The sequence below is a fragment of the Streptomyces sp. NPDC054961 genome (assembly GCF_053609145.1).
In genome coordinates this window covers 35,645-45,298 of record NZ_JBSGWY010000001.1, presented here as the reverse complement: position 1 = coordinate 45,298, position 9,654 = coordinate 35,645, and the positions used below count along the sequence as shown (strand labels likewise).

At 74.6% G+C, this 9,654-nt stretch carries 5 protein-coding genes; 2 read left to right on the top strand and 3 right to left on the bottom strand.

The annotated features are described in order from the left end of the window. Positions 1 to 110: 110 nt before the first annotated feature. Complete coding sequence (gene katG, locus ACWF9Z_RS00155; RefSeq protein WP_453595728.1) at positions 111 to 2,345, bottom strand: catalase/peroxidase HPI; 2,235 nt, start codon at positions 2,343 to 2,345, stop codon at positions 111 to 113. Between the two features lie 296 nt (positions 2,346 to 2,641). On the opposite strand from katG, the gene ACWF9Z_RS00150 reads away from it, so the two are divergent. Continuing rightward, positions 2,642 to 3,052, top strand: coding sequence for a Fur family transcriptional regulator (locus ACWF9Z_RS00150; RefSeq protein ID WP_453595725.1), 411 nt, complete (start codon positions 2,642 to 2,644; stop codon positions 3,050 to 3,052). A gap of 60 nt (positions 3,053 to 3,112) precedes the next feature. Here the strand turns inward: ACWF9Z_RS00150 and ACWF9Z_RS00145 are convergent, their stop codons facing one another. Further along, complete coding sequence (locus tag ACWF9Z_RS00145) at positions 3,113 to 4,378, bottom strand: putative Ig domain-containing protein (RefSeq protein ID WP_453595722.1); 1,266 nt, start codon at positions 4,376 to 4,378, stop codon at positions 3,113 to 3,115. A gap of 111 nt (positions 4,379 to 4,489) precedes the next feature. After that, the gene (locus ACWF9Z_RS00140) at positions 4,490 to 5,383 is read right to left on the bottom strand and encodes a LysR family transcriptional regulator (RefSeq protein ID WP_453595719.1); all 894 of its coding nucleotides are present in this window, start codon (positions 5,381 to 5,383) and stop codon (positions 4,490 to 4,492) included. 716 nt (positions 5,384 to 6,099) lie between these two features. On the opposite strand from ACWF9Z_RS00140, the gene ACWF9Z_RS00135 reads away from it, so the two are divergent. Beyond that, a partial coding sequence (locus ACWF9Z_RS00135) for a beta-ketoacyl synthase N-terminal-like domain-containing protein (RefSeq protein ID WP_453596515.1) occupies positions 6,100 to 9,654 on the top strand: 3,555 nt, incomplete at its 3' end.

The following is a 9,654-nucleotide window of genomic DNA, read 5'->3' as shown; positions in this document are numbered from 1 at the left end:
CCACGCGACCACCCGCCCCGCCCCCCCGCGCCGCCCGGGCGGGCCGGCGGCCGGGGCCGCGCGGGCCGGCGGGCGCCCGCCCGGCCTGGACGCCATGATCGGACCCGGGCTCAGACGAGGTCGAACCGGTCCAGGTTCATCACCTTGTCCCAGGCGGCGACGAAGTCCGTCACGAACTTCTCCCGCGCGTCGTCGCTCGCGTAGACCTCCGCGAGCGCGCGCAGTTCGGAGTTCGACCCGAAGACGAGGTCGGCGCGGCTGCCGGTCCACTTGACCTCGCCCGTGGCGGCGTCGCGGCCCTCGAAGGCGTGCGCGTCCTCGGAGGTCGCCTTCCAGGTCGTGCCCAGGTCGAGCAGGTTGACGAAGAAGTCGTTCGTCAGGGTCCCGGGCTCGGTGGTGAGGACGCCGAGCTGCGACTGCTGGTGGTTCGCGCCGAGGACCCGCAGGCCGCCGACGAGGACCGTCATCTCGGGGGCGCTCAGGTTCAGCAGGTTCGCCCGGTCGAGCAGCAGGTACTCGGCCGGCAGGCGGTTCCCCTTGCCGAGGTAGTTGCGGAACCCGTCGGCGGCCGGCTCGAGCGCGGCGAACGACTCCACGTCGGTCTGCTCCTGCGACGCGTCCACGCGTCCCGGCGTGAAGGGGACCCGGACCTCGACACCGGCGACCTTCGCGGCCTGCTCGACGCCGGCGGCGCCGGCCAGCACGATCAGGTCGGCCAGCGAGATCCGCTTGCCGTCGGTCCGCGCCGCGTTGAAGGAGCCGCGGAGGCCCTCGAGGGTGCGCAGTACCGTCGCCAGCTCGTCCGGGTCGTTGACCTCCCAGCCGCTCTGCGGCTGGAGGCGGAGGCGCGCGCCATTGGCGCCGCCGCGCTTGTCGCTGCCCCGGAAGGACGAGGCCGAGGCCCAGGCCGTGGACACGAGCTGGGAGACCGACAGGCCGGAGGCGAGGACCTGCTCCTTGAGGGAGGCGACCTCGTCGGCCCCGACGAGCTCGTGCGTCACCTCGGGGAGCGGGTCCTGCCACAGCAGCGTCTCGGAGGGGACCTCGGGGCCGAGGTAGCGCACGACCGGTCCCATGTCGCGGTGGGTCAGCTTGAACCACGCGCGGGCGAAGGCGTCCGCGAACTCGGCGGGGTTCTCGTGGAAGCGCCGCGAGATCTGCTCGTAGGCCGGGTCGATCCGCAGCGAGAGGTCGGTCGTCAGCATCGTCGGCGCGTGGCTCTTCGACGCGTCGTGGGCGTCGGGCACGGTCCCGGCCCCGGCGCCGTCCTTCGGCCGCCACTGGTGGGCGCCGGCGGGGCTCTTGAACAGCTCCCACTCGTAGCCGAAGAGGATGTCGAAGAAGGTGTTGTCCCAGGTGACCGGGGTGTTCGTCCAGATGCCTTCGAGGCCGCTGGTGATCGCGTCGCCGCCCTTGCCGGTGCCGAAGGAGCTGGCCCAGCCCAGGCCCTGGCTCTCCAGGGGTGCGGCCTCGGGGTCGTCGCCGACGCTGTCCGCCGGGCCGGCGCCGTGGGTCTTGCCGAAGGTGTGGCCGCCCGCGATCAGGGCGACCGTCTCCTCGTCGTCCATCGCCATCCGGCGGAAGGTCTCCCGGATGTCGCGAGCCGCCGCGATCGGGTCCGGAGTGCCGTTCGGACCCTCGGGGTTGACGTAGATGAGGCCCATCTGGACCGCGCCGAGGGGGTTCTCCAGCTCGCGGTCGCCGGTGTAGCGCGCGTCGTCGAGCCAGGTGCTCTCGGGGCCCCAGTAGACGTCCTCGTCGGGCTCCCAGACGTCGGCGCGGCCGCCGCCGAAGCCGAAGGTCTCGAGACCCATCGACTCCAGGGCCACGTTGCCGGTGAGGATCATGAGGTCGGCCCACGAGAGGCTCTGCCCGTACTTCTTCTTGACCGGCCACAGCAGACGGCGGGCCTTGTCCAGGTTGCCGTTGTCCGGCCAGCTGTTGAGGGGGGCGAAGCGCTGCTGGCCGGCCCCGGCGCCGCCGCGGCCGTCGCTGATGCGGTAGGTGCCGGCGCTGTGCCAGGCCATGCGGACCATCAGGGGGCCGTAGTGGCCGAAGTCGGCGGGCCACCAGTCCTGCGAGGTCGTCAGCACCTGCGCGATGTCCCGCTTCACCGCCGGCAGGTCGAGCGCCTCGAAGGCCGCGGCGTAGTCGAACGCGTCGCCGAGGGGGTTGGCCACGGCCGGGTTCTTCGCGAGGATCCTCAGATTGAGGCGTTCCGGCCACCACTGGCGGTTTCCGCCGCCCTGGGTCGGGTGCGGGGCCCGCTCGTGCGCGACGGGACAACCACCCCCGCCGCCTTCGGACTTGGCGTCTACGACGATTGCATCATGGTTCTCAGACATGGGAATCCTTCCGGACCGGACCAGGCGGTCTCGGTGATCAGGAACTGCATGCGGTGGAACGGTTCGGGCACAGGGCCCCGCTGGCGGGCTCCGGCGTCGTCATGGGTCTCCCTGACGCCGGGGCTCCGGTCTCCCGCCGCTCTGGAGCCTTCCTGTCCCTTGGCTGTCGACGAAACCGATCCTACGATCGACACAGTCCAAGTCAAGAACGACACCAAGGCCCCATCCTGTCGGATCCTGGACGTCCGAGGGTAGAATTCAGGGCATCCCCGTCGAACCTGAAAAGGTGAGCCGATATGAGTGACCTTCTGGAGCGGCTGCGTGGACGCGGCTGGCGGATGACGTCCCAACGGCGCGTGGTGGCGGAGGTCCTCGACGGCGACCACGTCCACCTCACCGCCGACGAGGTGCACGCCCGCGCGGTGAAGCGGTTGCCCGAGATCTCCCGGGCAACCGTCTACAACGCCCTGGGCGAGCTGGTCTCCCTCGGCGAGGTCGTGGAGATCACCACGGACGGCAGGGCGAAGCGCTACGACCCCAACGCCCACCACCCGCACCAGCACCTGGTGTGCTCCCAGTGCGGCCTGATCCGCGATGTCCACCCGGGCGGCGATCCGCTGGCCGACCTCCCGGTCGAGGACCGGTTCGGATTCACGGTGTCCGGGGTCGACGTCACCTACCGGGGGCTGTGCGGATCCTGCGCGTAGGCGCGGCGCCGGCCGCGCTCCCGCTCGGCCCCGGCCCGCCGCCGCCCGTCCTGCTCGGGGTCAGAACCAGGTGAGGGTGAGGGGGAAGGTGGTGGTTGCGGTGGCTGGGGTGGTGTCGGTGGCGGTGGCGGTGATCTGGAGGGTGCCGGTGGCCCAGGGTTTGCCGGTGATGCGGCCGGTGGTGGTGTCGAGGGTGAGGCCCCAGGGGAGTCCGGTGGCGGTGTAGCGGACGGGGGGTTTGCCTCCGGTGGTGGTGAGCTGGATGGTGCAGGACTGGTTGAACGTGCAGGTCTGCGGGCCGGGGTCGGTCAGCTTCAGCCCACCGGTGGTGGGGGTCGGCGACGGAGTCGGGGTCGGCGACGGGGTCGATGTGGGCGTCGGGGTCGGGGTGCCGTCGCAGCCCGGAGTGGCCTCCGGAGGGAGCGGAACGCGCCAGATCTGCGTGTCGTTCTCCGACCCGACGAGCAGGCTGGAGCAGTCGGCGTACGTCACCGTCTCGCCCTGCGGCTGGGCGGGGAGGGCGACGTCCGCGAGTTTGGTCCCCGCGGTGTCGTACACGGAGGCCGTGTTGGCGCCCAGCGGACCCCCGCTGCGCAGCGTGTACGAGGCGCCCGACGGCGAGAACGCGCCGTCGGTGGCGAAGACCGGGCCCGGCCGGACCGCCGTGAGGGTGTTGACCCGTCCGGCCACCGGGGGCAGCGGAGCCTGGTACAACTGCCCGGCGGCTCCGATGAGTTTGCTCGCGACGTAGAGCCGGCCGGTGACCGGGTCGGCGAGCAGGGACTCGGCGTCGTGCCGGCCGTCGGCGTAGGCGAAGCGGTACGTCACGGGGGTCACCGTGGCGTCGGCGAGCCGGTCGGGCTCCGCGAAGGCGTGCACGGTGATCTCGGCGCGGCCGCTGAAGTTGTCGCCGATGTCGCCGACGAGGATCGCGGGGGCGCCCGCGGCGTCCTTGCCGAGGGTCACGGCTTCCCAGTCGGTGTTGCCCACTCCGGCGAGCGTGAAGGTGGCCAGGAGCCGGCCGGTGGCGCCGTTGCAGTCGACGGCGAAGACCTGAGGGGTGTTCCCGCTGTCGTTGACGGCGTAGAAGACGCCGGAGTGCTTGCGGCTCATGGCGAGCCCGCTGAGCTCGGCCAGACCCGCGGGGAGGGTGCACGTGCGCTCGGGGGCCAGGGCGGATCCGGCCGCGGGCGCGGGCGCGCCCGTGGAGGAGGCGGCGCCGGCCGCGGGGCCGGCCAGCCAGGCCATGGCCGGAAGGATCGTGGCGAGGGCCGCGGTGGCGAGGGCCGCGGCGGCCCGTGGAGGCGTGCGCAGGAATCGGGGCATGCGCACCATGGGAGGGGACGTCAGGTCAGGGCGCCAGGGCCGGCCACCGCCCGTTCGAGCATCGTTCAATGCCGGGCGGGCATGCCTGGCCACCATGGGGCCGCCCCCAGGTCAGCGGGCCGGTTCCCGCACGGGGGCCTTGTGCCGGGCGTGCGCGATGAAGGCGCGGGCCGCACGGCTCAGCGGTCGCCGGGCGTGCGCGATGCCCACGGGGCGCAGCAGGGGCGGCGTGAAGGAACGGACCTCCGCCCTGTTGCCGAATGCCCGTAACACGACGTCGCGGTACCAGATGAGGGAGCCGCGGCCGTCGGTCACGCCGGTCACCCAGGCGAGGCGTTCGTCCACTTCCAGGCAGGGCACGGGGCGCACGCCGAGGCAGCTGAACATGGCCTCCATCTCGGTGCGGCGACCGGTGCCCGGGGCGGGCAGCACCATCGGCAGTCCGTCGAGGGCGCGGAACGGCAGCGGGTCGGGCAGCGGCGAGCCGATCGGAGAGATGAGGACCACCTCCCGCTCCTGGATGTGGTGGGTGGAGAGCTCCGGGTCGATCGGCAGATCCACGAGCGCCAACTCGGCTCTGCCTTGGGTCAGTTCCTGCACCAGCGCCTCTCGGCTGTCGTGCTGCTGGAGTCTGACCTCGATGCCGGGGTGCCGCGCGGTGAAGGCGGGCACCAGCTCGGAGGCCAGGTCGAGGGCGAGGGTGGGGGTGGTGACGAGGGCGAGGGTGGCCCGGGCGTCCTTGGCGTGGGGGGTCCCGATGTCGTCGATCGCCTCGACCGCGTCGAGCACGGTGCGGGCCAGCCGGACGACCCGGGCCCCCTCCGGTGTGAGGTCCACCCCCCTTCCCCGGCGGGCGAGAAGTTCGACTCCGAGATCGCGTTCCATGGCCTGGACGGCTCGGGACAGCGCGGACTGGGCGACGAAGACGGCGGCGGCCGCGCCGGTGATGGAGCGGCAGTCGGCGACGGCGACGAGGTAGCGGAGCTGGGCGAGGGTGGGGGTCATGACCGGACGGTAGCCGCGCGGGGTTGCACCTGTAAGACCACGTAGGTGAACAACTGCCCGACTCCGCGCGGGCGGTCATGCCGGGCCGGTGGGAAGTCATACCCATGCGGCATGAGCCGTACGGACGCGGTGCGCCGGACCCTGGAGCACGCACGGGGCGGTCGAACGCATCGCCGCAGGCCATGGCGTCGGCGGGCGCCCGCGGCCGGGTCCTCGGGGGGACGATCCGGGCGGGTGGCGGGTTTCGGACGCTCGAAACGGAGTACTCCGGATACCCGTTGACAGTGCACGGCGCTCACCGCACGATGCAACGCGGCATCAGGGATTTTGACCATCGTTCAAGTCCGCCCTTCGGCGCGCCGACCGGCCAGCGCGTGCGCCGCGCACCTCGGTTCCCACCCCCACGGGGACCTCGCACGTCGCTCTTCCCGCCTTCCGCCGCGCACTGCGCCATGTCACATATCACTGGAAGAGGAGTGCCCGTGACCCCCCAGCCCGAGCCGTCCCCCCAGCCGAAACCCGCGCAGTCCCCCCAGCCCGAGCCCGCGCACTCCCCACTCCCCGAACCCGCGCAGTCCCTCCCCGAGCCCGCGCAGTCCCCGCTGCCCGCGCCCGCGCCGTCGGCGCCGTCCGCCCCGCTGCCCCCGTCCTCCCCGCGGCCCCCGCAGCCTCGTCCGTCGCGGCGGCCCCGCTCGCCCCTCGACGCCCACCGTGACCTGGTCGTCGCGGTCAGTCCCTTCGAGGAGCCCAACTGGCGGATCGTCGCCGCCGCCGAACGGGCCGGGGCGCTCGGGCTGCTCGACCTCGGCCGGGACCGCGGAGCGGCCGGGCGCGGCTTCGCCGTGCTCGCCCGCCGCCACGCCGGGGGCCGTTACGGGGTCCGGGTGCCCGTCGGCTGCCCGGTCGGGCCCCGGGAGCTGCCGGCCGAGGTGGACACGGTGCTGCTCGCCGACCCCGCGGCGCACACCCCCGAACGGGTCGCCGACTGGGCGGCGGCCGACGGGGCTCCCCGGGTGTGGGCCGAGGTCACCGGAGCGGCGCAGGCCCTGGCCGCCGTGGCCGCCGGGGTGGACGCGCTCGTCGCCAAGGGGCACGAGGCCGGCGGGCGGGTGGGCGGGGCCACCACCTTCGTGCTCCTCCAGCAGCTGCTCGCCGACCCCGCGATCGGCGTCCCCGTACGGGCCTGCGGCGGAATCGGGCCGCACACGGCGGCCGCGGCCGTCGCGGGCGGAGCCGCCGGGGTGCTGGTCGACGTACAACTGGCCCTCACGCCCGAGGGCGAGGCCGCCCTGCCCGCCGACGTGGCCGCGGCGCTGCGGGCCATGGACGGCTCCGAGACCCGGCTGGTGGAGGGCCGCCGGGTCTACGCGCGCCCCGACCTGCCCCGGCCCCAGGGCCCGGTCGACGCCCTGCTGGGGGCCCGGGACCTGCGGACCCAGCTGCTCCCGGTCGGGCAGGACGGGGCCTCGGCGGCCCGGCTGGCCGCGCGCTACCGGACGACCGGAGGCGTCCTGCAGGGCGTCCGGGCATCCGTCACGGGGCATCTGGCCGCCGCCGTACGGACCCGGCCGCTGGGGCGCGGGCACGAGCCGGGGCGGCCGCTCCCGGTGGCGCAGGGGCCGATGACCCGGGTCAGCGACCAGCCTGCCTTCGCGGAGGCGGTCGCCGCCGCGGCCGGGGTCCCCTACCTCGCGCTCGCGGTCATGGAGGGACCGGACGTGCGCCGGCTGCTCACCGAGACCGCCGAACGGCTCGGCGACCGGCCCTGGGGGGTGGGCCTGCTCGGCTTCGCCCCGGCCGGACTGCGGGCGGAGCAGATGGCGGCCGTCGTCGAGGCGCGCCCCCCGTACGCGATCATCGCCGGCGGCACCCCGGCGCAGGCGGCCCCGCTGGAGGCGGCGGGGATCCGCAGCCATCTGCACGTGCCGTCACCGGGCCTGCTGACGCGGTACCTCGCCGACGGGGCGCGGCGGTTCGTGTTCGAGGGGCTCGAGTGCGGCGGGCACGTCGGGCCGCGCGCCTCGTTCCCGCTGTGGGAGGAGCAGATCGAGATCCTGCTGTCGTGCCCCGAACCGGCCGCGCTGGACGTGCTGTTCGCGGGCGGCATCCACGACGAGCGCTCGGCCGCGATGGCGGCCGCCGCGGCGGCCCCGCTGGCCGAGCGGGGCGCGCGGATCGGCGTGCTCATGGGGACCGCCTACCTGTTCACCGAGGAGGCGGTGGCGGCCGGAGCGGTGCTGCCGGCCTTCCAGCGCGCCGCCGTGGAGTGCGCGGACACGGTGCTGCTGCACACCGGTCCCGGCCATGCCACGCGATGCGCGGACACCCCGTACGCCGACGCGTTCGGGGAGGCCCGGCGGCGGCTGGCGCAGAGCGGCGCCGCACCCCGCGAGGTCTGGGAGGAGCTGGAGCGGCTCAACCTGGGGCGCCTGCGGATCGCCAGCAAGGGGCTGCGGCGCGGCGCCGCGGCCGGCTCCGCGCTGGAACGCGTCGACGAGGAAGAGCAGTACGCCGAGGGGCTGTTCATGCTCGGCCAGGCCGCCACCCTGCGCTCCGCGACCACCACGGTCGCCGCGCTCCACGCCCAGGTCACCGAGGGCGCGAGCGAGTTCCTCCGGCAGCGGGCCGAGGAGGTCGCCGCTCCCGCGGAAGACCCGCCGGCGCCCGAGCCGCTGGACATCGCCGTCGTCGGCATGGCCTGCGCCTACCCCGGCGCGCCGGACCTCGCCGCCTACTGGGCCGGGATCCTGGCCGGGACGGACGCGGTCGGCGAGGTGCCGGCCGAACGCTGGGACCCGGCGCTCCACTTCGACCCCGACCCGGCGCGGGCGGGCGAGCGCACCCCGTCCCGCTGGGGCGGCTTCCTCGGCCCGATGCCCTTCGACGCCCTCGCCTACGGAATCCCGCCCGCCTCGCTGACCGGGATCGAACCGGTGCAGCTGCTGGCCCTGGAAGTCTCGGCGCGGGCCCTCGAGGACGCCGGGTACGGCAGGGACCGGGAGTTCGACCGGTCCCGGACCTCGGTGGTGTTCGGCGCGGAGGCCGGTACCGAACTGGCCGGCGCCTACGGGCTGCGCGCGCTGTACCCCGGCTATCTGGGCGACCTCCCGCCCGGACTGGACGAACAACTGCCGCGCCTCACCGAGGACTCGTTCCCCGGTGTGCTCGCCAACGTCATCGCGGGCCGGGTCGCCAACCGGCTGGACCTCGGCGGTGCGAACTGCACGGTCGACGCCGCGTGCGCCTCCTCGCTGGCCGCACTGGACCTCGCCTGCCGCCAACTACGCGACGGCGACAGCGACATGGCCCTGTGCGGCGGCGCCGACGTCCACAACGGCATCAACGACTACCTGCTGTTCTCCTCTGTCCGCGCACTGTCTCCCGGCGGCCGTTGCCGGCCCTTCGACGCGGCCGCCGACGGAATCGCCCTCGGCGAGGGGGTGGGCGCACTCGTGCTGAAGCGCCTCGCGGACGCGGAACGGGACGGCGACCGGGTGTACGCCGTGATCAAGGCGGTCGGAGCCTCCAGCGACGGAAGGTCCCTCGGCCTGACCGCGCCCCGTCCGCAGGGACAGCGCAAGGCCCTGGAACGGGCCTACGCGCGGGCCGGGGTCACCCCCCGCGAGGTCGGCCTGGTCGAGGCGCACGGCACCGGCACGGTGGTCGGCGACAGCACCGAACTGACCGTGCTGAGCGAGCTGTTCACGGCCTCGGGCGCCGCTCCGGGGTCCTGTGCGCTGGGCTCGGTGAAATCACAGCTGGGGCACACCAAGTGCGCGGCCGGGCTGGCCGGGCTGATCAAGGCGGCCCGCGCCGTCCACGCCGGCGTACGGCCGCCGACGCGGAACCTCGACACGCCGGTCCCCGCCTGGCAGCCGGAGACCAGCCCGTTCTTCTTCGACACCGAGGCCCGGCCGTGGGCGGTACCCCCGCAGCGGCGGATCGCCGGTGTGAGCGCCTTCGGTTTCGGCGGTACGAACTACCACGCGGTGCTGGCCGGTTACGCGGGAGCCGACGAGCCCCGGCACGGGCTGGAGGAGTGGCCGGCCGAGCTGTTCTGCTTCCGCGGCGCGGACCGCCGGACGGCGGGCCGGGCGATGGCCCGGCTGGCGGCCAGGCTGGAGGAGAACGCCGCGGCCGGGCGGCCGTGGGCGCTGCGCGACCACCCCGCGGGGGCCGCCGCGCGTTGGGGGCCGGGGGGGGGGGGGGGGCTCGGGGGCTGGGCTGTGTGGGAGACGCGCGCTCACGGGCGCTGGGCGCGCGGCCCGCGA